A 23146-nucleotide genomic window follows, 5' to 3' on the forward strand; every position below is an offset into this window, starting at 1 on the left:
TTGCCGCAGGAGTCAATTCCTCCGGCACTTCTTCTTCTAGCTCGTCCGTTTATTATAATCAGCCGCAGCAGCTTGCATTATAAATTACAAAATTATTGTAACAAACAAAAATATTACAAAAAAATCAGTATGAAACCGTTGACAAAGTAACCTTCCATCATTATATTAGGTACAAAGGTTCGGAATTTATGTAATAAATCATAAATTCTGTTCCATATTTCACCAAAGTGAAAAGGGGAGGCCAACATGAAAAAAAGCTTTGCAATGCTGCTCGTTTTGTTGCTGTCAATCTCTTTTGCGTTAAGCGCGTGCGGCGGCGGCGGAAATAACGCTGCGGCGCCATCCGGTAATGAAGGGACGAACGGGCAAAGTGATGAAAGCGCTTCAAGTGGTGGCGGCGAGAAGATCCAGTTATCGTTCTGGACGCTTTTCTCCGGCGGAGACGGCGACAATATGCAGGCGATGATCGATGCCTTCAACAAGGAACATCCCGACATTCAAGTGAAAAATACGAAGCTGGAATGGGGCGAGTATTACACCAAGCTGATTACCGCGGTCGGAAACGGCAACGGGCCGGATGTCGGCATCTCCCACATTTCCCGGCTGCCCGATCTGATCGACCAGGGGGTCGTCACCGAGCTTGACGATGTGGCCGCCGAAGCCGGCGTGGACTGGTCTTCCTTCAACCAAAACATCCTCGACGCCTCCGTGGTGGATGGCGCGCATTATGCGGTGCCGATCGATACGCACCCGTTCATTATGTACTACAACAAGAAGCTGCTGAAAGACGCCGGGCTGCTCGGCGAAGACGGCAAACCGGTCATGGAGCAATCGGCCGACGGCTTCGTTGCTTTCCTTAACACGTTGAAAGAAAAACTGCCGGCAAAAGTGACTCCGTTTGCTTTGTCCAACGCAAATGACGATCCGTTCCGTTTGTGGTGGGCGCTGTACTCCCAGCTTGGGGGCAATGACGTCGTTTCCGACGACTTGACCACCGCCCAGGTAGATACGGACAAGGCGGTTCAGGCGGCCCAATATGTCCAGGATCTTTTCCATAAATATAAAGTCATCAAACTGAACGACCCGGACTTCTACAAAAATTTCCAAAGCGGTACGGCCGCCATTATGATGACCGGGGTTTGGGCCACAGGCACCTGGGAGTCCACGGAAGGGCTGGATTTCGGCGCGATGCCGATCCCGAAAATCTTCGATCAGGAAGCGACCTGGGGCGATTCCCATACCGTGATTCTTCCGGTGACCAAAGATGAAGACCCGGCCAAGCGGAAAGCGGCGATCACGTTTGCCAACTGGCTGGCCGACAACGGCCAAGTATGGGCGAAAGCCGGTCATATCCCATCCAAACCGTCCGTGTTTGAGAAACAGGAGTTTAAGGATCTGCCTTACCGGAGCGATTATGTATCCGTGGCTTCGACCGTGAAGTTCAGCAAACCGTCCACGAAAAACTGGCAAATCCGCGATTTGGCCATGTTCAAATATTTGAATGAAGTATGGGCCAACAAAATGACGCCGGCGGACGGCATCGCCAAAATGACCGAGGAAGTCCAAAAGGTATTAAACGAATAGCGGTTAGATCATGACGCCGGCCGGCTTTGAGGCAAAACGCAAGGTCAAAGCCGGCCGGCCAATGGGGAGGCTTGAAACGATGAAGATGAACAAACTGAGAGCGGACGTGCAGGCATTCCTGTTCCTGCTCCCCTTCTTGGTCGTTTATTTCCTGTTTACGATCTGGCCGATGATCAAGGGCGTGGAAATGAGCTTCTATAAATGGACGCTGATCAAAAAGATGAAATACCTCGGCTTGGGCAACTACGAGCGGATGTTTCAGGACCACGAATTTTGGGCGGCGATCGGACACTCGGCCATTTTCGTCATCACTACGACCCCGGCGATGCTCGCTCTGGCCATCGTACTGGCGCTGATCGCCAACCGGAACTCCAGGCTGCAGCGGTTTTACCGCAGCGTGTTTTTTATCCCCAGCATTTTGTCCGTGGCGGTCGCGTCCTATCTGGGCTTGTTTCTGTTCCAGCCTTATACGGGACTGGTGAACTCCCTGCTTCACCTGCTGAGGCTGCTTCCGGAAGGCGCGGAAATTTTCTGGTTGTCGGAAACGGGGCTGGCCTGGATCGCCGTTTCACTGCTCACGCTCTGGTGGACGGTCGGCTTTTACTTCATTTTATATTTGTCGGCGATGCAGGATGTCCCGGATGAGGTTTACGAAGCGGCGCGCCTGGACGGGGCCACCGATTCCCAGGTTTTTTGGAAAATCACCCTCCCGCTGCTGAGCCCGATCACCAAAACGATCACCATGCTGCAAATTATCGCTTCATTTAAAGTTTTTATGCAGATCTACGTCATGACCGGCGGCGGTCCTTTGGACCAAACCCGTCCCGTCATCCAGTACATTTGGCAAACGGGTTTCCGCAAAAACGACCTCGGTTACGCCTCGGCCATGTCCTACATGCTGTTTGTCATTTTGCTGGTGTTGTCCGGGCTGCAGTATTGGGTGAACAACCGGAAGGAGGCGAGATAGCATGAAGTGGTTTTACCGGATTTTCTCCCTGTTGATGGCGCTGCTGTTCGCTTTTCCGTTAATTTGGATGCTGGTCGTTTCGGTCAAAAAGGAAGGCATGAAAATCATCTCCGTCGTCGACTGGTTTACCCCGCCCTATTCGCTGGCGGTTTACAACGAAGTCATTACCGGCACCAAACTGTTGGCCTGGTCCTGGAACAGCTTTTTCATCGCCGTCTGCGTCACCGTGCTTACGCTGATCATCGCCGCGATGTCCGGGTTCGCCATGTCCAAAATTCCGTTCCGGTACCGGACGTTTATGTTCTTTTTCATTTTGGCGGGGCTGCTGATTCCCGGCGAAGCGACTTTGATTCCGCTGTATCAGGTGGCCAAGGACATGGAGATTCTCAACACTTACATGGGGCTGATTTTTCCCGTTTTGGCCTCCCCGTTTGCGATCATCGTGCTGAAAAGCTTTTTCGACGGCATTCCGAACGACCTGCTGGAAAGCGTGCAGATGGACGGCGGCGGCATCTGGCGGATTTTCATCAACATCATGCTTCCGCTTACTCGTCCCGCGCTGGTGTCGATCGCGATTCTAACGTTTATCGGCTCCTGGAACAACTTCCTGTGGCCGTTCCTGTCCGTCACCGACGACAACCTGTTTACTTTGCCGATGGGAGTCCCGACGTTAATGAATCAATATACCGAAGATTATGTCAAACCGATGGTTATCAACACGGTGGCGTCCCTGCCGATCATGGTGCTGTTCCTGATTTTCGAACGGCAGATCATCAAAGGCGTCAGCCTCTCGGGGATCAAAGGGTAACTATATTTGAACTAAAGAAATGGCGGACTTAGGCAAGAGTGTGAAATGATTCTGAACATTTTACACGGCTGCCCCTTTCCGTACAGTTATTAGTTCAACTCATATACTTGAACTTACGATAGATAGAGAAGGAGAGAAGACGATGACAAACCAACTTATGCGCGGTGAATATCCGCGGCCCCAGTTCGTCCGCGAGAAGTGGGCGAGCCTGAACGGAGAATGGGAATTCGCCTTTGACGATGACGGGATAGGGGAGCGGGAAGCCTGGTATGAGCAGGGAAAAGGGCGGTTCAGCCGGAAAATCACGGTTCCCTTCTGTTTTCAAAGCCGGCTGAGCGGGATCGGAGACACGGCCGTTCACGATCAGGTCTGGTACCGCAAATCATTCACCGTTCCCAATGAATACTACGCGGGCAGAGTGCTGCTGCATTTCGGCGCCGTCGATTACGAGGCCAAAGTATGGGTTAACGGCAAGCTGGCGGCGGTTCATGAAGGCGGACACACGCCGTTTCATGCCGACATCACGGACGTTCTCGTCAAGGGCGGCAATACCGTCGTCGTGAAGGCGACCGACTACAGCCGCGACGTCTCGTTGCCGCGCGGCAAGCAGTATTGGGAGGATCAGTCGGCGGGGATCTTCTACACGCGCACGACCGGGATTTGGCAGAGCGTATGGCTTGAGCCGGTGCCCGAAACGTATGTGGAGCGCATTCGGATGATTCCGGACATCGACAAAAACGATCTCGATCTGGAGGTGTTTCTGGCGGGCTGCCGGCCTGGCGTACAGGTTAGCGTTAAGGCCGTTATATCCTTCAAGGGCGAGTTTGTATCCGAAGATTGCTTCGCCTTGATCCATGTTACGGGGCGCCGCTCCATCCATCTGGAGGATTTTAACGATCACGGCCTGGGGCGGTGGTGGACACCGGAACACCCGAACCTTTACGATTTGGAGCTGACGCTGCTGGTGGACGGGGAAACGGTGGATTCGGTAAAAAGCTATTTCGGCATGCGGAAAATCTCCATTGAAGACGGCAAGCTGCTGCTCAACAATCGGCCTTATTATATGAAAATGGTGCTGGATCAAGGTTATTTTCCGGAAGGGCTGCTGACCGCCCCCAGCGACGACGACTTGCGCAGAGATGTGGAACTCACCAAGGCGATGGGCTTTAATGGAGCAAGGAAGCATCAAAAGATCGAGGATCCCCGGTATTTATATTGGGCCGACCGGCTTGGCCTTCTGTTATGGGGGGAAATGGCCAATGCTTTCCGTTTTTCCGAAACTTACGCGGGCCGTATTACCCGGGAGTGGATTCAGGCCGTGGAGCGGGATTTCAATCACCCGTGCATCGTGGTTTGGGTGCCGCTGAACGAGAGCTGGGGCGTCACCAACATTTTGGTGGACCGGCAGCAACAGCAGCACGCTTTGTCTCTGTATCATTTAACGAAATCGCTGGACCGGACACGCCCCGTCATCTCCAATGACGGATGGGAGCTGGTCGCCACCGACTTGCTCACCATTCACGATTATGAATGGCGGCGGGAGGTGCTGGCGGAACGGTATGCCGCGCGGGCAACCGCTTTGGCCGCCAAGCCGGGCAACCGCTGGATTCTCGTACCCGGGTTCCCGGACGAAGGCCAGCCGATCCTGCTGACGGAGTTTGGCGGCATTTCCTTCAAAGCCGGCGATTGGGACGGATGGGGTTATTCCGGGGCCGAAAATGAGCAGGATTTTGCGGCGCGTTTGCAGAATGTAATTGAACCCGTTTTGCAATCGCCGGTGGTGCAGGGCTTTTGTTACACCCAATTTACCGATGTGGAACAGGAAATCAACGGCCTGTTGACCTATGACCGGAAGCCGAAAATTCCGCTGGAAACCATCCGTTCGATTGTTGCGGGAACCTAAAAGCCAGAGGAGAGCAAAATGACCGATTCAATCCGCAAAGACGCCGGCCTGACCCGCCAAGGCGCCGCCCTGATCAATGAAGTCATCCGCACCGAGGTTCCTTACGGAACGCTTGCGCTATGGTTTCTGGGGCAGGAGAGCGTGATTATTAAAGGAGACGGAATTACGCTTTATGTGGATCCATACGTCTCGGGCGACCTTGATTCCGGAGACTGGAGACGGACTTTTCCGGCCCCGATCGAACCGGGAGATATTCTGGGGGCCGATTTATGCCTGATCACGCATGAGCATGACGACCATATGGATGGGGGGACCTTGCCCTATTTTCACCGGCAGAACCCGGCGGCGCCGATCGTGGCCCCGGCCTGCTGCAAGCCGGCTTTGCAGGAGATGGGGATTGCGGCCCCGCAAATTTGGGAGGCCGATGACCGCCGCCAGTTGGAGCTGTTCTCCAAACTCCGCCTTACGGTCATTCCCGCCGCTCACGAACAGTTGGAACGGGATGAGGAAGGAAAACCCCGTTACGTCGGTTACGTGATCGAACTGAACGGCGTCACGCTGTACCATGCCGGGGACACGCTGGTGTACCCCGAATTGATCGAGCGGCTGCGGGCGGTCCGGCCGGACGTCGCCCTGCTGCCGATCAACGGCCGCGATTATTTCCGCGGGCAGCGCGGCATCGTCGGCAACATGAACTACCGGGAAGCCGCGGAGCTGGCGGCCGCTATCGACGCCGACACTGTCATCCCGCTGCATTACGACTTGTTTGCCGTCAACGCGGAGAAGCCCGGCCATTTCGTGGACGATTTGTACGAACGTTTCCCGGAGCAAAAATGCCATGTCATGGCCCGGGGAGAGCGGTTCGTGTACGTGTCGCCGCGGGCGTTTTTGTAGTTGGATTGGCCGCGGGCCCGCGCCGGCCGTCACTCGCCCGACCCGGAGTACAGCTGGGAGATCGACTCGGCCTCGCGCCTTACCCGTTCGCGCAGCTCCGGCGGTTCCAGCACCCTGGCCTCCGGGCCGCAGGCGAGCACGATCTCGCACGCCGATTCCAGCGTCTGAAATTCGATATCCGCTGTGACAAACCCCTGTTCGTCCGGTTTTGCGGCATGGAGCACTTTGGCGTAACGCTCTCTGCGCAGCCGGTCCAGCCGGGGTTCTTTGACGTTCACCCGCGCCGGATAACGGGGCAACCGGGATTTGAAGTCGGCGGTGGACCGTTCCCAATATTCCGCCAAATTAAAACCGGCCGGCCGCGCGAAGGTTTCAGCGAGCAGCTCCGCGTCTTCCAGCCGGGAAATGCGGTACGTCCGCATCTCGCCGCCGTCCTCCTGCGCCGCCGCCAGGTACCAGACGCTGCGTTTGGCGATAAGGCCCAGGGGGAGCAGCGTGCGTTCCACGGCCGCATCGTCTTTCCGGTAGCGGATGCGCAGCTTCCTTTGCGCCCATACGGCTTCCTGTACAGTGGCCAGCCAGGGGAAGGCTTCACCCGAAGCGTGCCAGCCGGCGCCGTCGATATGGATGCGCTGGCGGATCAGTTCGGCGTCCTGCCGGATCGGGGCGGGGGAAGCGGCCAACAGCTTTTGGTAAGCCGTTTGGAAATGCCCCTGGATTCCCAAATCGCCGAGCAGCTCGTTATGGCTGGTCAGCAGCAGCGAAACGATTTCCTCCGGCCGCATGCCGGTCAGGTTCGTCCGGTAGCTTTCCGCCAGCATCCACCCACCTTGCGAGCCTCTTTCCGCATAAACCGGGATGCCGGCTGCGCTTAACGCCTCCATATCCCGCCCGATCGTCCGCTCCGATACCTCAAGCTCCTTCGCCAATTGGCGGGAGCTCATTTTCCCCCGATTTTGCAGCAGCAGCAAAATGGCCAGCAACCGATCCGCTCTCAAGTGGCGCTCCTCCCTTACAACGTTTTAGAGATTGTTTCAAAACGTCCGCTCTGCTCCTTACGCCCTAGCTTCATCCGACCTCAAGCGTTTTGAAAAAGCGCACTTCGTAAGCATACGCTTCAGTGCTGAAAGCCGACCTTTTTGAACACTTTATTTAATTTTACCATGAATATAAGACAACGGATGTCGTATATGCCCTGTTACACTGCTATAGAATAAACAACACAAAATGGTCAGGGAGGATGTTGACACGATGGACTTAAAGGACATGCAAAGAGAAAAACCGCTGCAGGGGAAAGTGGCGGTCGTCGCCGGGGCTACGCGGGGAGCGGGGCGGGGCATCGCCGTCATGCTGGGTGCCGCCGGAGCGACCGTTTACTGCAGCGGGCGGAGCGTTCGCGGACAGGCGTCGGATATCGGCCGCAGCGAGACGATCGATGAGACGGCCGAAATGGTTACGGCCCGCGGCGGCAAAGGCATTCCCGTACGCACGGACCATACCTCCGAGGAACAGGTGCAGGCTTTGTTTGCGCGAGTGGAGGAGGAGCAGGAGGGGCGTCTCGACATTCTCGTCAACGATATTTGGGGCGGAGAAAATCTGACCCATTGGAACACGCCGTTTTGGGAGCAGCCGCTGGCCGACGGCCTGCTGATGCAGGAGCGCGTGGTCAAGACGCACATGATTACCAGCTACTATGGCGCTCCGCTGATGGTGAAGCGGAAGGCGGGGCTGATCATCGAGGTCACCGACGGCTCCACCTACAATTATCGCGGCAATCTGTATTACAGTCTGGCGAAAATATCGCCGATCCACCTGGCCGCCGCCATGGCCGAGGAGCTGCGGTCCTTTAATGTGACGGCGCTGGCGGTTACCCCCGGCTTTTTGCGGTCCGAACAGATGCTGGATTATTTCGGCGTTGCCGAGAGCAACTGGCGGGACGCTATTCAGAAGGAGCCGCATTACGCCGAATCGGAAACGCCGTATTTCGTAGGCCAGGCGGTGGCTGCATTGGCTGCGGACCCGAAGGTTGCGGACAAAGCCGGTAAGGCGCTCACCAGTTGGGACTTGTCCGACGAGTACGGATTTGCCGACATCGACGGCCGTAAGCCGCATTGGGGCAACTACGCGCGGCGGCAGGGTCTGCCGGTCAACTGAGGCGGGGAGGAAAGACGAGCTAACGCAAAAGCGCGAGCGCAGCGTTCCAACCGCTGCCGCTGGCGCTTTTCAGTTTATCCGCCGGCGACAGGTTCCCTCTCCGGGTGGCCTGACAGACCGTTCTGATTGGAAATATCCAATAGAACTAAAATTGAATGGCAGATGCACGAGCGGTTTGATTGGATTTTTCCAATAGATTTGGCTCGCTTGCTGCTAAACGGGCGATTTGAGTGAAATCTATTGGATATTTCCAATGAGAGCTCCAAATTGCGGATGATGCGTGTCAATCTGTTGGATTTTTCCAATGGGAGGTAAAGCGGCGCGCCTCATATTTTCAGAATCCATTTGCGGTCTGCCCCATTTATTTTCACCGGCGCATTAAGGTCCGCCCCTTTAAAATGTCCCGCCGCTGCGGTTTTGCGCCATATCGCGTTCGAACGCCACGATCCAATCGCCCTGAACGGCCGCGTATCCGGCATCGCCTTCGGCAACAAGGCCGTACAGGTTTTTCACGTCAAGGTACTCCACGCGTTGGCCGTTATCGAATTCCAGCGTAATGTAATAATACGTCCGGGACGAGGAAGAATGCATATGATTATCGCCGTGGTGGCTTGATGAGCTGTGCCGGACGTCCATCCGTTTGGACACGATGCGGGCATACCGGGTTTCGCGGGGGGAGCGGGCGTTTTGGACATATTTGACGCCGCTTCCGATGAGCCCTACAATCACGATAACGAAGATAATGCCTATAAAAATCGGGACCAGCGTAAACATAAAATCAAAACCGCCTCCGAAGCCACCTCCAAAGTCCCCTCCAAAGCCTGCACCGCCAAACAGCGAATGAAAACCGCTCATGATAAGCCCTCCTTAAGTCTCTTTGTGGTTTCCTTATGTTCCCTATGTCCCCTTGTGTTCTGCTATATGATATCAACCTGCCTAATCTCGCCGATGTTCTTCCTTATTTACGCAAAACGGGGAGATATGTTTCATCTTACCATGCTTTTCGCAACGATTGTGAACGAATACGAATTGTGATAAACTGGAACCATCTTAAGAAGAACGGAGGGTTCCCCGTGTTGTACATTAAATTCCGTTTTACCACTTTGCGCGGCTAATTGAATAGTGCCAAAGGCTCCGCGCCTGTGCGGGGCAAACGGGATAGGTGTGCTATGATAAAGGGAACCTGCAGGAACTTTAGAATAGAATATGCCTTGTGACCTGCCGCTTTCGGCTGGCGTTTTTCGCTGCCGGGGCGCTTTTTGCCATAGGTCCGTTTGCTTGTAAACACAGGTGTGGCGCCTGTGTTTATTTTTTTCTCAAGGGAGGAAGCAACTATATGGAACAACAACAGCTCGAACAAAAAGCCATCTTGGTTGGCGTGAACTTAAACCATCAGGAAGATTTCGAATACTCTATGGAGGAACTGGCGAATTTGGCGGAAGCCTGCGACATCGAAGTCGTTGGGACGCTTGCGCAAAATCTGCTCAAAATCAATACCTCGCATTATATCGGAACGGGGAAATTAACCGAGGTCAGGGCGCTGCTTGAGGCGCACGAAGGCAATCTCGTAATTTTCAACGATGAGTTGTCCCCTTCGCAAATCCGCAATCTGGAGGCGGACCTGGATTGCAAAGTGATCGACCGGACTGTGCTGATCCTCGATATTTTTGCGCAGCGGGCCAAAACCCGGGAAGCGCAGCTGCAGGTGGAGGTCGCGCAGCTCAAATACATGCTGCCGCGCCTCGTCGGGCTGCGGGAGTCGCTGGGCCGCCAGAGCGGCGGCGTCGGCACGAAAAACCGCGGCGCCGGGGAAACGCGCCTCGAGCTTGACCGCCGGCGGATCGAGGAGAAAATTACGGCGCTCAGCAAGGAACTGGAGCTGCTTGTGGCGCATCGGCAAACGCAGCGCAAGCAGCGCAAAAAAAACGAACTGCCCGTCGTCTCGCTGGTCGGCTACACCAATGCGGGCAAATCGACGATCATGAACGCGCTGATGGAGCTGTACAACCCGTCCCCGGAAAAGCTCGTGCTGGAGAAGGATATGCTGTTCGCCACGCTGGAAACGTCGGTCCGCAGCATTCCGCTTCAGGATAACAAAGCTTTTTTGCTGACCGATACGGTCGGGTTTGTCAGCAAGCTGCCGCACCATCTGATCAAAGCGTTCCGCTCGACGCTGGAGGAGGTGGCGGAAGCCGACCTGCTCATCCACGTCGTCGATTATTCCAACCCGGAGTACGAACGGCTGACCGAAATCACAAACCGGACGCTGAAGGAGATCGGCATAACGGACATTCCCACGGTTTATGCCTACAATAAATCCGATCTGACCGATCAGGCTATTCCGGAGGTTCGCGGAGATATCGTCTATATGGCCGCAAAACCCCGGATCGGCCTCCAGGAGCTGGTCTCCGAGATCCGCAGCCGGATTTTCAAAGACTATGTGCAATGTCAAATGATGATCCCTTACGATCAGGGGGCATTGGTTTCTTACTTTAACGAGCACGCCAACGTCTTGGAAACGAGCTATGAACCGGAGGGCACGAAACTGTCCCTGGAATGCAAGCTTAGCGATTACGGAAAATACAAGGAATACGTGATCGAGGCGTTGAAATAACTTAATAATAGCCCTCAAATCACGAACTTTCCAAAGGAGACTTAAGCGATGTCGGATATGCTGGTCAAGTTGTACGATTTGCCGCCTTTTGAACCGGTGGAGCAATATGAAGCGCGCACGGGGGTGACGATCCGGCGGGCGATCGCCCCGGAAAAGCACGTCGTCGCCAAATGGGTCGGCGAGCATTTCAGCCCGTTTTGGGTCAGCGAATGCGAAGTGGCTTTTGCCCGGGCGCCGATCACCTGCATCATCGCCATCGATAACGGCAAACTGCTCGGCTTTGCCTGTTACGACACGACGGCCAAAGGATTCTTCGGCCCCACCGGGGTCGATGAACAGGAGCGCGGCAGAGGCATCGGCAAAATGCTGCTGCTGCACACCCTCGATTTGATGCGTCTCGACGGCTACGGATATGCGGCGATCGGCGGGGCGGGGCCCAAGGACTTTTACGCCAAAGCGGCGGGCGCGGTCGTGATCGAAGGCTCGGAGCCGGGGATTTATAAAGGAATGCTTCGCTAGTTAGCGTAGCGGGAAGCAAAAAGAGCCTCATCCATTGTCGTTTGGATGGGGCTTCTGCTTTTTTTGAGAGTGATTGCTGCTCAGACCAGTAGGTAGACCATTGAATAGTTGTAAAATAAACAGTTGCTTATCCGGATATATAACCAAACACTTGTTTTAGTGTAAAACATGCAATTAGATCTGTTTAATCTGAAGAGCTGAAGAAGATGGTTGGATGGTAGTTGCAGGAAATGCAATTAAAACCTTTAAATCCGTATCTTAAATTGAACCTAGGTGTAAGTTTTGCAATTATGGCCTAAAGACCATCGATGGATGTTGTTGGCGCGTATACACGTAAACCGGATATGAGCGATTAACTTCATTGGCTCGATCAAATGCAAAAATGCATTTCATTTTCTCTAAATTTCCACTCTAGAGCGATTGAAATGCAAAATACATCTCATTCAGGGCTATATAATAAAAAAGTAACTTCTGACCGGAAATGAACTGCAGTTTTGCATTTGAACCACCCGTTTCGAGGGATTCGACGAAATTCGCCTGCCCTTTTGCATTTCGCGATAGTGAGCTACGTGCATAACTCCGTAGCCCGTAGCCTGCTAACCGTTTCTTTTTTTATGCTAACGCGGAAGTGAGCCTGGACGGAGGCCAGGCTTCTCTTATTCGTTTGGGACCATCGTACATCATACTATCTTCCATAAAACTGTCCTCTACAGCGCCGGCAGCACAACGGTAAACGTCGCTCCCGCCCCAAGTTCGCTGGCTGCGGAGATTTGCCCGCCGTGCGCTTCGACGATCGACTGGGAGATCGCCAGCCCCAGTCCGGCGCCGCCTTGTTTGCGCGTCCGCGAGGCGTCGCTGCGGTAAAACCGCTCGAAGACGTGAGGCAGATGCTCTTTGGCGATCCCCGGCCCGTTATCCTTGACCTGAAGCAGTGCCCGTCCGGGCTCGTGAGTCAAGGTTACCGCAATCCGGCCGGTTTGCCGGTCGGTATGCTGAACGGCGTTATGAAACAGGTTCAGCACGACCTGTTTGATTTTATCGTTGTCGCACATCGCGGCCAGCCCCGGATGCAGCGCAAACCGGACCTCCCGGTCTTCGGCCAGCATCCGGAGGTGCGGTTCCATTTCCCTTATCAATTCGTCCAGCAGAACCTGCGTCCGCTGCACGACCGGAGTGCGGTCCAATTTGGCCAGCGTCAGCAGGTCCTCCACCAGCTTCTTCATCCGCCCCGATTCGCCAAGCATGCTGTTCAGCGCCGCGTGAAGCTGCTCCGGCCGGTCGGCGGCCCCGCGCAGCAGCACTTCGAGGAACCCGTGAATCGAGGTCAGCGGGGTGCGCAGCTCATGGGAGGCGTCGGCGACGAAGCGGCGCATCTGCTCCTTCGCCTCCCGCTCCGCCTCAAAGGCGTTCTCCAGCCGCTCCATCATTCCGTTAAACGAAACGCCGAGCCGGTCGATTTCCGATTGCCCCGAAGCCGCCGGAAAACGGTTGCCGAGATTGCCCGCGTTCGTATCCTCCACCGTTTTGACCATCTGGTTCAAAGGATTAAGCGTGCGCCGCAACACCGGGAAATACAACGCCAATCCCCCGGCTAACGCGAGCAGGGAAAGCCCGGCGAACGTCAGCAGCTGCCGAAACACCACCTTCAGCATCGGAGCGGTGTAAATCCCCATTTGCACAAGCCAGGCCTGCTCCCCGTTGTCCCCGGGAAACACCACTTCGCGGAATACGACAAGCTGCTCGTTGCCTTCCCCGTCCTTCATGACACGGTATTCGCCAGGACGCGATTTGCCCCAGTTCCGGTTAAACAGCTTTCCGTATTCGCTATCGGTCAGGCGGGGGGCGGTAATGCCCGTTTCGGAGGCCAAATCGATAAATTTATAATCGGAGTTGATGATGGCCAGCGAGGAATCGGGCAAAAACAGGAGCGGACGCGGCTCCGGAACGTTTTTGTTTCCGGACCCGGCCCCGGCCCCGGGGCCTGCAGGCGCAGGTCTTTGCCCTTCGCCTTCCCAATGCTCGGGAGTTTGCCCGCTCCGGTCGAACACTTCTCTTAACGGACCTCTCATCTGTGAAGCCATTTTCTCGGCCTGATTTTTATATATAAAATCCTTCATAATTACGTATTGGAACGCTCCGATCAAAACGAGCAAAGCGGCCAAAATGAACAGGGAACGCGACAGCAGTTGAAACCGCAGCGAACCCGGCAAAAACAAGCTTCGCCATCTTTGCCCAAAATTGCTTTTGTTGGGTTTGGGGCTATTCATCATCGCAAGTTCCTTTCCTTATTAAGAAGGGCTTCAGGGCAAATCGACGCGATAGCCCGCGCCGCGAAGCGTGCGGATCAGCCGGTGCTCTTTGTCGTGCAATTTTTCCCGAAGCGAGCGGATATAGACTTCCACGATATTTTCCTCGCCGCCGAAATCGTACCCCCATACTTTATCCAATATCGTGGTTTTGCTAAGCACGATCCCGTGGTTGAGGATCAGGTATTTGAGCAGCTCGTATTCGGTCGGGGACAGCTCCAGCGGCTGCTCCCGGTATATAATTTCTTTTCTCCGGTCGTCCAGGCGGAATGGTCCGATAACGACTTCGCCGAACAGCGCCGGAAACTGGTTGCGCAGGCGCGCCCCGATGCGGGCCAGCAGCTCCTCGAAGCTGAACGGCTTGACGACGTAATCGTCGGCGCCGATCGTCAGCCCCTTCACCCGGTCGTCCACTTCGTCCTTGGCCGTCAGCATAATGATCGCGACGTTGTCTCCGTTTTTGCGCACCAGCCGGCACACTTCCCAGCCGTCCATACCCGGCATCATGACGTCCAGCACAACGACATGCGGTTGAAATTCCGCCGCCACGCTGACGGCGCTCATCCCGTCCGCCGCGGTCCGGACCTCAAAGCCTTCATTCGCCAGACCCAGCTCCAGAAACTGCACGATATGCGGCTCGTCGTCCACCAGCAATATTTTTGCGCCTTTCACGTTATTCATCATAAAAATGCCTCCTAATAATATAAAGCCGCAGCCTGTCGTCTTCGGATGATCTCTATTATGGCCGATAACGCTGAACGTTTGCTGAAAGCCGCCTTAACGCCGACTTAAACTGAGCGGGCAGGTAAACTGCCCAGGCAGGCGGAACGCGCCGCCGTACATAGCGGATCAGGGTATTTAGCGAACCTTAATCGCCTTCTTTCATCCTGATCGTACCCGGTTTGCGCCGCGATGTAAATTATTTGCATTCCGCCGGTTCGTCCTTGCCGCTCTTGATTGCCACTCAATTTATAAGCTATACTTTTGTCATTAAGTCTTTGAAAAGGGGAGTAACGAGATGGAAAAAGTGTTGATTTTCGGACATAAAAATCCGGACACGGATACGATCTGCTCGGCGATCGCCTATGCCGATTTGAAATCGAAGCTGGGCTGGAACGTGGAGCCGGTGCGGCTTGGGGAAGTGAACGGGGAAACGGCGTTTGCGCTGGAGCGGTTCGGCTTTGCCGCGCCCCGGCTGGTGGAAGCGGTGGCCGGGGAGGCGAAGGAGGTCATTTTGGTCGACCACAACGAACGTCAGCAAAGCGTGTCCGACATCGATCAGGTTCGCGTGGTCGAAGTTATCGACCATCACCGGATCGCCAATTTTGAAACGAGCGGCCCGCTCTACTATCGCGCTGAGCCGGTAGGCTGTACGGCAACGATTCTGGGCAAAATGTACAAGGAAAACGGCATCGAAGTTCCGGCCAATATCGCCGGGCTGATGTTGTCCGCGATCATTTCCGACTCGCTGCTGTTCAAATCGCCGACCTGCACCGAGCAGGATGTGGCCGCAGCCCGCGAACTGGCCGGCATCGCCGGCGTCAACGCGGAGGAATACGGACTCGATATGCTGAAAGCCGGGGCCGATCTGAGCGACAAGACGATCGAACAGTTGATTACGCTTGACGCCAAGGAGTTCGACATGGGCGGGTCTAAGGTGGAAATCGCTCAGGTGAACGCGGTGGACGTAAACGACGTCCTGTCGCGGCAAAGCGAAATCGAAGCCGCGTTAAACGGCATCATCGAACGTAAAGGATTGGACTTGTTTTTGTTCGTCGTCACCGACATTCTGAACAACGATTCCGTGGGCCTGGCGCTCGGAAAAGCGGCCGACGCGGTTGAGCAGGCGTACAGCGTCAAGCTGGCCGGCAACAAGGCGGTGCTGAAAGGCGTCGTATCCCGCAAGTCGCAAATCGTGCCGGTGCTGACCGACATTTTCAACAAGCGTTAATCGCAAGTTCGAACTGATATTACGGAATGAAAAAAGTCTTGAAGCGGCGGGTGTGGCCCGTTTGCTTCAAGACTTTTTTGTTGTAAATACCGTGCGCCGTCTAAGGGCAGGCGTTTTTCGCGCCTACGGCTGCTCGGCCGCCGGAGTAGGGGCCGGAGCCGGCTTTTTATATTTGAAGATCGGGATCAGAATCGCCGCCCCGGCCAGCATGATGATGCCGGAGACCGCATAGATGCCGACCAGCGGGAAAAACTTTTTGAGCACGCCGGACAACGACATCATGATGACCATCATGCCCATGAACATCGGGCTAAGCACGCCGTTGACGCGCCCGACGTATTCCTGCTCCGTCCATTGCAGAATGAGCGTGTTAATGCCGATTTGGATGCAGGGCATCGTCAGGCCGTTAATAAATTGCAGCGTCAAGGTGAGCGGAACGCTTGTCGAGAAGCCCATGCCGGCGATACACAACGCGCTGATCGTTATTCCGAACGCCAGCAGGATCTGCGGCGGGATGCGTTTGGCCAGCGTCATGACGACCGCTCCGCCGATCAGCATGGCGATCCCGTTCACCATCAGCAGAAATTGCAGGAACTCCTCGCTTTTCCCCAGGTTTTCCGTGACTAAAAACAACCCCAATGTCTGAATCGTACCGACGGAAAAACCGGCGATCGCAAAGGTCGCGCCGAGCACTTTGAGCACCGGGCTGCCCCAGACGTAGCGGAAGCCGGCCGCCAGTTCCTGGCGGATATTCGATTGCCGGGGCGATTTTTCTTCCGGCGTTTCATCGGCCGGGATGCGGAACAGAACAACCGCTGACAGCAGAAAGGCCACGCCCATCACGCCGATCGAAAGATGAATGCCAAATTGATGATAAGCAAAGATGCCGAGCGACGGCCCCAGCACCATAAAGATGGCGATCAGCGACTGGAACAGGGCCATGCCTTGCTGCACCTGATCGGGATGGACGTGCTGCTTGAACAGCTTCATCACCGACGGCTGAGAGAACTGCGACAAAATCGCCGAAATGAAGGTGGCGAAATAAACGGTTTCCCATGATTCGTACAATAGCGTGATCAATACGACAAACACCGACACCGCAGAAAGAAAGTCGCACCAGATCATCGTTTTTTTCGGTTTCCAACGGTCGGCAAAGGCGCCACCGATAAAGGAAAACACAAAAATCGGCGCAAACTCCACCACCGAAATCAGCGAGATGGCCAGCGGGTCGTTATGCGTTTTTTCCGAAACGAACATCAAAATGGCGAAATTGCGGACCCAGATCCCAATCTGCAAAAAAATGTTGGAGATCAGAATCGTCTGGTAAAATTTGTTGCGAAACAAACTGGGAGCGGGGGAAGCATGCGCTTGATTAGTCATTATTACCACCTCAATATGGTCTCGTTTTATTAGTGAAGCTTACCCAACTTTCATATAATAAGTGTTTTTGGTTGTTTAGGAAAGAGAAAAAACGATTATAATCGGACATTCCTAAAGTGGTATATTTCAATTTTTAAGCATTTTCGCGGATACCGGAGTATTCGGGAGCATACTTGCCGATTAAGCGATTTTCTCGGGTGAGATGTATTTGAGCGGGGCGGCGTTTCTTTTATATAATCGGGAGCGTTGGCGTTGCACCGGACCTTTAAATCCATCAATTATTATAGGAGGTATTTTTATTTTGCTAAAACAACTTCATATTAAGCGGGCCTGGTTTTCGAATACGCAAAGCGATATTCTGTCCGGATTGACGGTTGCTTTCGCCTTGATTCCCGAAGCGATCGCCTTTTCCATTTTGGCCGGCGTCAGCCCGATGGTCGGGCTTTACGCCTCGTTCACAATCGCGGTCGTGATCGCTTTCGCCGGCGGGCGCCCGGGCATGATCTCGGCGGCTACCGGCGCGATGGCGCTGCTGATGGGCGGTCTCGTCCGCGACCATGGCATCGAATATTTATTCGCCGCCACGATTTTGGCCGGGATCCTGCAGATCATCATGGGCATGCTGAGACTGGGAAAATTCATCAGCTTTTTGCCGCATTCGGTCATGACCGGCTTTGTGAACGCGCTGGCGATTTTGATCTTTATGGCGCAGCTGACGCATTTTTCCGGCCAAGGGTGGATGATGTACGCGCTGGTGGCGTTGACGCTGGCGATCATTTACCTTTTTCCGCTGATCACCAAGGCGGTTCCGTCCGCCCTTGTGGCGATCATTGCCGTATCGGTGCTCGCGATCTCGCTGCGCCTTGATGTCAAAACCGTAGGCGACATGGGGGAAATGACGGCGTCCTTGCCCGTTTTCCATATTCCCGATGTCGCGGTTTCCTGGGAGATGCTGAAAACCATTTTCCCGGTGTCGCTGTCGCTGGCCTTTGTCGGCCTGTTGGAGTCGCTGATGACGGCGACGCTGATCGATGACATCACAAATACATCCAGCAGTAAAAACCGGGAAATGAAAGGCCAGGGCCTGGCCAACATCGTGACCGGATTTTTCGGCGGCATGGCCGGCTGCGCGATGATCGGACAGTCGATGGTCAATATGAAATCCGGCGGACGGACGCGGCTGTCCACGCTGGTGTCCGGCATCGGCCTGCTGTTTCTCGTCATCGTGCTTGGGGACGTCGTCAAGCAAATCCCGATGGCGGCGCTCGTCGGCGTCATGTTTATGGTATCCATCGGGACGTTCGATTGGAGCTCCCTCAAATCGCTGCCCAAAATTCCGCTGTCCGACGCGCTGATTATGGCGATCACGGTTGTGGCCGTGGTCGCTACCGATAATTTGTCCATCGGCGTAGGGATCGGCGTGCTGCTGAGCGCGCTCGTGTTCGCCTGGAAGATGGCGAGCATCCGCATCTCCGTAAGCCTGGAACAGGGAGTTAAAACGTATACCGTAACCGGGCAGATGTTTTTTGGCACGGTGTCCCATTTTTTAAATGAATTCGATCCCGAAGGCGATCCGGAGCATGTGACCGTCGATTTCGCGAAATCGCATGTCTGGGACCAGTCGGCGGTTAACGCGATTTCCAAATTGCTGCACAAGTACCGGCTGCAAGGCAAAAACGTTACGATTGTCGGGCTCAACGAAGAAAGCACCCGGCTCGTCGAACGCATCGGTTTGTCTACGCCGGCCGGGCATGGTTGATCTTGATCCGCTCCCGCCGGAAGCTGAACAAAAAAGCTGTCCCAAAGTCTGTTGGCTTTGCGGGCAGCTTTTTTCAAGATTATAGGCGGTCTGGTGGGATGAGCTGCAAAAGTGCAGCTTATTTTCCGTCTTCAGCCCCTTTCAGGGCTATTGAAATGCAAAAGTACATCTCATTTAAGGCTATACGATAAAAAAGTAACTTTTGAGCGGAAATGAACTGCACATTTGCATTTGAACTGCCCATATTGAGGAGTTTCGACAAAAACCGCATGCACTTTTGCATTTCGCAGGAGTACACCATTTTCCTTATATCGTAACGTGGCGGGAGTGGGAGTGGTATATAGTTCCTTTTACGCGCCCCTTGCTTTTAAGTGGATTTTTGTTCTGGCGGTCCGTTCAATTTAAACCGCTCCAATTGCGACCAAAGCCCTTCTTTGCGCAAAATTTCACGCTGCTTGGGGCCGATCAGGTCGAAATGGGGAAACGGCGAGCGGTTATGGATATATTTCGGGTCAAGCCCGTGCTCGCGGCACCAGGAGGCCAGGCGCCCCAAGTCCGAGCAGCCGACCTTCGTCACCGTTTTGGCGCCGGGAAAACGCGGGTCCAGCCAATAATGGGTCAAATAGGCGATGTCGCCGCGGGCGACGTTTCGTTTCCATTCGTTCAGTTCTTCGCGTGTCACGCCAAAAGCCATGGCCAAGCCTCTTTTCTTTGAGATGTGACTTATTATATCACAGGCCATTTTGCGGTAAAACGCTGCTTACATATTTCCCGGGATTCGGCTGCAATATAAAGAAGTGGCTAAAGACCTGATCATACATTTTACGGAAATGAGGGAACTGAAATGGCAGAAGCGAGGGGCGAAGAGGAAGAAAAGGGGACCCTCCGATGGTGGCAGCTGTCCCTGCTTGGGGTGGCGTCCACGATCGGGACGGGGTATTTTCTGGGTTCGGGAATCGGCATTCGCATGGCCGGACCGTCGATTCTGATTGCTTTTATCCTTGCGGCCATCGGCACTTATACGGTGTTCGAGGTCCTGGCCCGCATGACGGCGGACCGCCCGGAGAAGGGGTCCTTCCGTTCCTATGCGAAACGGGCGTTTGGCCGTTGGGCCGGTTTTTCCAGCGGTTGGATGTACTGGTGCTCCGAACTGCTTATCATGGGCAGCCAATTGACCGCTTTATCCCTGTTTTCGCGGTTTTGGTTTCCCGGCATGCCGATGTGGATTTTTGCGATTATTTATGCCGTGCTTGGATTAGCCGTTATCTTTTTGGGCAACCGGGTATTCGATTCGATGGAAAATGTGCTGTCCGTCATCAAAATCGCCGCGATTTTGATGTTCCTGATTGTGGCCGGGGCGGCGCTCATGGGATGGATACCGGGAGGCGGCAAAGCCCCGGCGTTTCCGCATACGGCGGACACCTTTTTCCCTACCGGCTACCGCGGTTTGTGGTCAGGGTTTATTTTCGCGTTTTATGCCTTTGGCGGTATTGAAGTGATGGGCATGCTGGCGGTGCGCCTACGGAACCCGAAGGATGCGCCGAAGGCGGGCACGGTGATGCTGGTGCTGCTGGCGATCGTGTATTTGCTGTCGATCGGGCTCGCGCTGACCTTCATTTCGTATAAGGCCATCGATCCGAAACGCAGCCCGTTCATTACGGCTTTGGCGAATTACAATCTTCCGTTTATCCCGCATGTTTTTAACGGTGTGCTGATCGTCGCCGGATTCTCCACGATGGTGGCCTCCTTGTATGCCGTAACGACGATGCTGGTCACCCTGGCCAAAGACAAGGATGCGCCCCTGTTGTTCGCCCGTAAAGCCTGGGGTAAACGGCCTTTGTACGCGATCGGCCTGACCGCCGCCGGGCTGGCCGCTTCCGTTGTGATGTCGTTCGTGATGCCCGGGCGCATTTACGAGTACATTACCACCTCTGCCGGATTGCTGCTGCTTTACAACTGGTTTTTCATCTTGGTCACGGCGGGCAGGCTGCTGAAGTTCAGCGCGTTTGGCCGGATCAAACGCTGGACGGGCATGACGCTTATCGTGCTTGCGGTGCTCGGTACACTATTCCACGGTACAAGCCGCTCCGGTTTTTGGGGCAGCTTGATTTTTATTGCCGTCATCGGCATGGTCACGCTAATTATGCAGTTTGCCGTTTGGAAGCGCCGGAAAATCGCAAGACGGCGGCAAGGCAAACCGCTGGTGCTGCGCCCGAAGCGCACGACATAATTAAAGTGCTGATCAAAAAGGCCGTTCCTCTTAAGTTCAGCACTTTATATAGCGCCTTAAAATACTGAACTGACCTTGTAGTACTACTACATCACAAGCTTTAAAACTCTGTCAATTTATATAGTTCTTTATTAAATGAAATCCGTGGCTTGTAAAGTATACATCTATCCTGTTATAGAGGGCGAAAAAATATGGTTATACAAGTAGCCTAAACCGGGAATTATATTTTGTCTCGCCCTTTTCTTGTATTTTAAAAATTTTCATTACAACAGATGTTCAATTTTTCATTGTTCTTTGTTTAAAGAAAATAGCAAGTACAGAACATAGACAATAAGAGTTAAAATAATAACCTCTAAAAAGACTCTGGTAATGTCTATTTGATAGAATGGAACGTATCCATCAATTGTAGAAGTATCTTGTACTTTCCAAATAGGTACATATTCCATCGAGTCTATTGTACCATTTGGCCCCCATTTTCTTGTTGCAGGAACCTTTAACACACCAATTATGACAAGTGATATTAAATAAAATGTAAGTAAATATTTTTTGATTTTTTTCATTTATATTCCTCCATAGTTATTTATTCCATTATATTAAAAATATCACATTCAATAATCTGATTCCATTATATACTAATAATGTAATATAAATAAAAGGAGGAAGCAAATTGAAAAAAAGATTTCTGTTGTCAATGTTGTCGTTGTCTGTTTGCCTGGCTTTCTTACCAATGACTTCTTATGCGGAGCCAAGAGAAATCGTTAATTCAACAGGACAGTCGATTACTGATTTAAACACCGATGCTAATGCAGAAAGAGTTCCCGAAGAACTATTGAAGCAAGCCAGCTTGAATGAAAGCGCTAAAATAACTATCACTGACAGAAATGAATTGGAAAAAATAGCCAAAGAGGAAGGGGAGGATGAAATCCCAGTTAGTATTGAGTATGAATATATTCCCAATGATATTAGTAGTGTAAATCCTAACACCGGAAATATCATTAAACCGCAAGCAGATTACCCAAGAATAGCAACTTGGGACCATGGAAATGGACACTATGACAAACAAAAGGATTTGTACAAAGAGTTTTATGTATATGGGCCAGATGATTTTGAAATTTCCGAAACCACTAAAGATTATAATAAATGGGATGGGACTTTTGGTATTGTAAAAAAAGATGCGTTAGAAGCTAAATTAGGCTTTGAAATAGGCCATGAGAACACTCTTGAATGGAAGAGTACAACCAAAATCAAAGATGGAGAAAAAATACGTTTTCAATTATATAAAACCCACCATTGGGTGACATATAGCCTTATCACTGAATGGAAAACCTATAAAGGAGAGGCATATGAACCTAATGGTACGCTGATAAAGAAAATAAAATATTGATATTACTTACGTCAGGCCAGCTATTGCTGGCTTTTTTTTATCGATTTAATACCAGCAGGAGCGCGGCTTCGTAACCGAAGTATATCCCGAAGCCAATCAGGGACAGGCCGGACAATATGGAGATGACGACGAGAATCCGGTCGGTCAGAAATCTGCGGAATACGCTGGCGAACCCGGCCATCGCCAAATCCCAAACGATCAGTCCGGAAATGATCGCGCAGCTGTTGACGATCAGTTCCTGCGTTCCGGCGGCGGATGCCGCCTGGGCCAGCACCGAGCCGTAAATGCCGAGCCAGAACAAAATGGACAGCGGATTGCTGACGGACATCATGAATCCGAACAGCAACGATTTCATCAGCGGTTCGCCGCCCCGCATTTCGTTCAAATGGATGTTTCCCGCCTGTTTTAAGCTGTCGATGCCGGTATAAGTGAGGATGAAAAAGCCGAACAGCCACAGGAACGTTTTCATAAACGGGGTGTTCAAAAAATGAACAACGCCGAAGTATACGAGCAGCATGTATAAAATATCGGCGGCAAGCGCCCCGATCCCTACAAACCAGGCATGGAAAAAACCGCCGCGTATCCCTTTGTCGAGTTGGGCCGCATTGACCGGGCCGATCGGCGCGGACAGGGATAACCCCAGCAGCACGTAGCTGATGAAACTGTTCATTCAACCCTTCCCTCCAGACTGCG

20 protein-coding genes are annotated in these 23146 nt (G+C 53.4%); 12 read left to right on the forward strand and 8 right to left on the reverse strand.

Annotated elements, in window-relative coordinates; translation table 11 throughout:
* Window positions 1-246 precede the first annotated feature (246 nt).
* The 5 genes from NYE74_RS08560 to NYE74_RS08580 all read left to right on the forward strand — a co-directional run bounded on the left by NYE74_RS08560 (window position 247) and on the right by NYE74_RS08580 (window position 6156).
* Window positions 247-1584 carry an ABC transporter substrate-binding protein gene (locus tag NYE74_RS08560; RefSeq protein WP_155620854.1) on the forward strand — a complete coding sequence of 446 codons (1338 nt, stop codon included), beginning with the start codon at window positions 247-249 and terminating at the stop codon, window positions 1582-1584.
* A 79-nt stretch (window positions 1585-1663) separates the two neighbouring features.
* Window positions 1664-2551 (forward strand): carbohydrate ABC transporter permease, encoded by an 888-nt coding sequence (locus NYE74_RS08565; protein WP_155620855.1) that lies wholly within the window; start codon window positions 1664-1666, stop codon window positions 2549-2551.
* 1 nt (window position 2552) lies between these two features.
* Window positions 2553-3359, forward strand: a complete 807-nt coding sequence (locus NYE74_RS08570; protein ID WP_155620856.1) for a carbohydrate ABC transporter permease — start codon at window positions 2553-2555, stop codon at window positions 3357-3359.
* A 142-nt stretch (window positions 3360-3501) separates the two neighbouring features.
* Window positions 3502-5262 carry a glycoside hydrolase family 2 protein gene (locus NYE74_RS08575; RefSeq protein WP_341004744.1) on the forward strand — a complete coding sequence of 587 codons (1761 nt, stop codon included), beginning with the start codon at window positions 3502-3504 and terminating at the stop codon, window positions 5260-5262.
* Between the two features lie 18 nt (window positions 5263-5280).
* Complete coding sequence (locus NYE74_RS08580; RefSeq protein ID WP_270620022.1) at window positions 5281-6156, forward strand: MBL fold metallo-hydrolase; 876 nt, start codon at window positions 5281-5283, stop codon at window positions 6154-6156.
* 29 nt (window positions 6157-6185) lie between these two features.
* On the opposite strand, the gene NYE74_RS08585 is transcribed toward NYE74_RS08580, so the two are convergent.
* The gene (locus tag NYE74_RS08585; RefSeq protein WP_155620859.1) at window positions 6186-7154 is read right to left on the reverse strand and encodes a helix-turn-helix transcriptional regulator; all 969 of its coding nucleotides are present in this window, start codon (window positions 7152-7154) and stop codon (window positions 6186-6188) included.
* 253 nt (window positions 7155-7407) lie between these two features.
* On the opposite strand from NYE74_RS08585, the gene NYE74_RS08590 reads away from it, so the two are divergent.
* Entirely contained in the window at window positions 7408-8310 is a 903-nt protein-coding gene (locus NYE74_RS08590) for an SDR family oxidoreductase (protein ID WP_230877203.1), read from the forward strand.
* Between the two features lie 393 nt (window positions 8311-8703).
* Here the strand turns inward: NYE74_RS08590 and NYE74_RS08595 are convergent, their stop codons facing one another.
* Window positions 8704-9165 (reverse strand): DUF2500 domain-containing protein, encoded by a 462-nt coding sequence (locus NYE74_RS08595; protein ID WP_373872272.1) that lies wholly within the window; start codon window positions 9163-9165, stop codon window positions 8704-8706.
* A gap of 481 nt (window positions 9166-9646) precedes the next feature.
* Between NYE74_RS08595 and hflX the strand changes: the two genes are divergently transcribed.
* Together hflX and NYE74_RS08605 are read left to right on the forward strand one after the other, a co-directional pair.
* Entirely contained in the window at window positions 9647-10924 is a 1278-nt protein-coding gene (gene hflX, locus NYE74_RS08600) for a GTPase HflX (RefSeq protein WP_213510925.1), read from the forward strand.
* A gap of 48 nt (window positions 10925-10972) precedes the next feature.
* Complete coding sequence (locus tag NYE74_RS08605; protein ID WP_036619673.1) at window positions 10973-11443, forward strand: GNAT family N-acetyltransferase; 471 nt, start codon at window positions 10973-10975, stop codon at window positions 11441-11443.
* A 707-nt stretch (window positions 11444-12150) separates the two neighbouring features.
* On the opposite strand, the gene NYE74_RS08610 is transcribed toward NYE74_RS08605, so the two are convergent.
* Both NYE74_RS08610 and NYE74_RS08615 read right to left on the reverse strand, forming a co-directional pair.
* Window positions 12151-13710 (reverse strand): HAMP domain-containing sensor histidine kinase, encoded by a 1560-nt coding sequence (locus NYE74_RS08610; RefSeq protein WP_213510931.1) that lies wholly within the window; start codon window positions 13708-13710, stop codon window positions 12151-12153.
* 33 nt (window positions 13711-13743) lie between these two features.
* Window positions 13744-14430: a response regulator transcription factor gene (locus tag NYE74_RS08615; protein ID WP_036627522.1), complete on the reverse strand. Its 687-nt coding sequence runs from the start codon at window positions 14428-14430 to the stop codon at window positions 13744-13746.
* Window positions 14431-14767: 337 nt separating this feature from the next.
* Between NYE74_RS08615 and NYE74_RS08620 the strand changes: the two genes are divergently transcribed.
* Complete coding sequence (locus tag NYE74_RS08620) at window positions 14768-15700, forward strand: manganese-dependent inorganic pyrophosphatase (protein WP_036619674.1); 933 nt, start codon at window positions 14768-14770, stop codon at window positions 15698-15700.
* A 123-nt stretch (window positions 15701-15823) separates the two neighbouring features.
* Here the strand turns inward: NYE74_RS08620 and NYE74_RS08625 are convergent, their stop codons facing one another.
* Window positions 15824-17080 (reverse strand): MFS transporter, encoded by a 1257-nt coding sequence (locus NYE74_RS08625; RefSeq protein WP_036619675.1) that lies wholly within the window; start codon window positions 17078-17080, stop codon window positions 15824-15826.
* Between the two features lie 301 nt (window positions 17081-17381).
* On the opposite strand from NYE74_RS08625, the gene NYE74_RS08630 reads away from it, so the two are divergent.
* Window positions 17382-18839 (forward strand): SulP family inorganic anion transporter, encoded by a 1458-nt coding sequence (locus NYE74_RS08630; RefSeq protein WP_036619676.1) that lies wholly within the window; start codon window positions 17382-17384, stop codon window positions 18837-18839.
* A gap of 367 nt (window positions 18840-19206) precedes the next feature.
* Here the strand turns inward: NYE74_RS08630 and NYE74_RS08635 are convergent, their stop codons facing one another.
* The gene (locus tag NYE74_RS08635) at window positions 19207-19533 is read right to left on the reverse strand and encodes a hypothetical protein (protein WP_036619677.1); all 327 of its coding nucleotides are present in this window, start codon (window positions 19531-19533) and stop codon (window positions 19207-19209) included.
* 150 nt (window positions 19534-19683) lie between these two features.
* Here NYE74_RS08635 and NYE74_RS08640 point away from each other — a divergent pair, with 150 nt between their 5' ends.
* A complete protein-coding gene (locus NYE74_RS08640) occupies window positions 19684-21069 on the forward strand; it encodes an amino acid permease (protein ID WP_036619678.1) in 1386 nt (461 codons plus the stop codon).
* A gap of 284 nt (window positions 21070-21353) precedes the next feature.
* Here the strand turns inward: NYE74_RS08640 and NYE74_RS08645 are convergent, their stop codons facing one another.
* Window positions 21354-21629, reverse strand: coding sequence for a hypothetical protein (locus NYE74_RS08645; RefSeq protein ID WP_036619679.1), 276 nt, complete (start codon window positions 21627-21629; stop codon window positions 21354-21356).
* Window positions 21630-21736: 107 nt separating this feature from the next.
* Between NYE74_RS08645 and NYE74_RS08650 the strand changes: the two genes are divergently transcribed.
* The gene (locus NYE74_RS08650; RefSeq protein ID WP_036619680.1) at window positions 21737-22453 is read left to right on the forward strand and encodes a hypothetical protein; all 717 of its coding nucleotides are present in this window, start codon (window positions 21737-21739) and stop codon (window positions 22451-22453) included.
* Between the two features lie 37 nt (window positions 22454-22490).
* Here NYE74_RS08650 and NYE74_RS08655 read toward each other — a convergent pair whose 3' ends face one another.
* Window positions 22491-23123, reverse strand: a complete 633-nt coding sequence (locus tag NYE74_RS08655) for a LysE family transporter (protein ID WP_036619681.1) — start codon at window positions 23121-23123, stop codon at window positions 22491-22493.
* Window positions 23124-23146 lie beyond the last annotated feature (23 nt).

It is taken from the genome of Paenibacillus sp. FSL P4-0127 (assembly GCF_038007325.1).
Taxonomy (GTDB): Bacteria; Bacillota; Bacilli; order Paenibacillales; family Paenibacillaceae; genus Fontibacillus; species Fontibacillus macerans.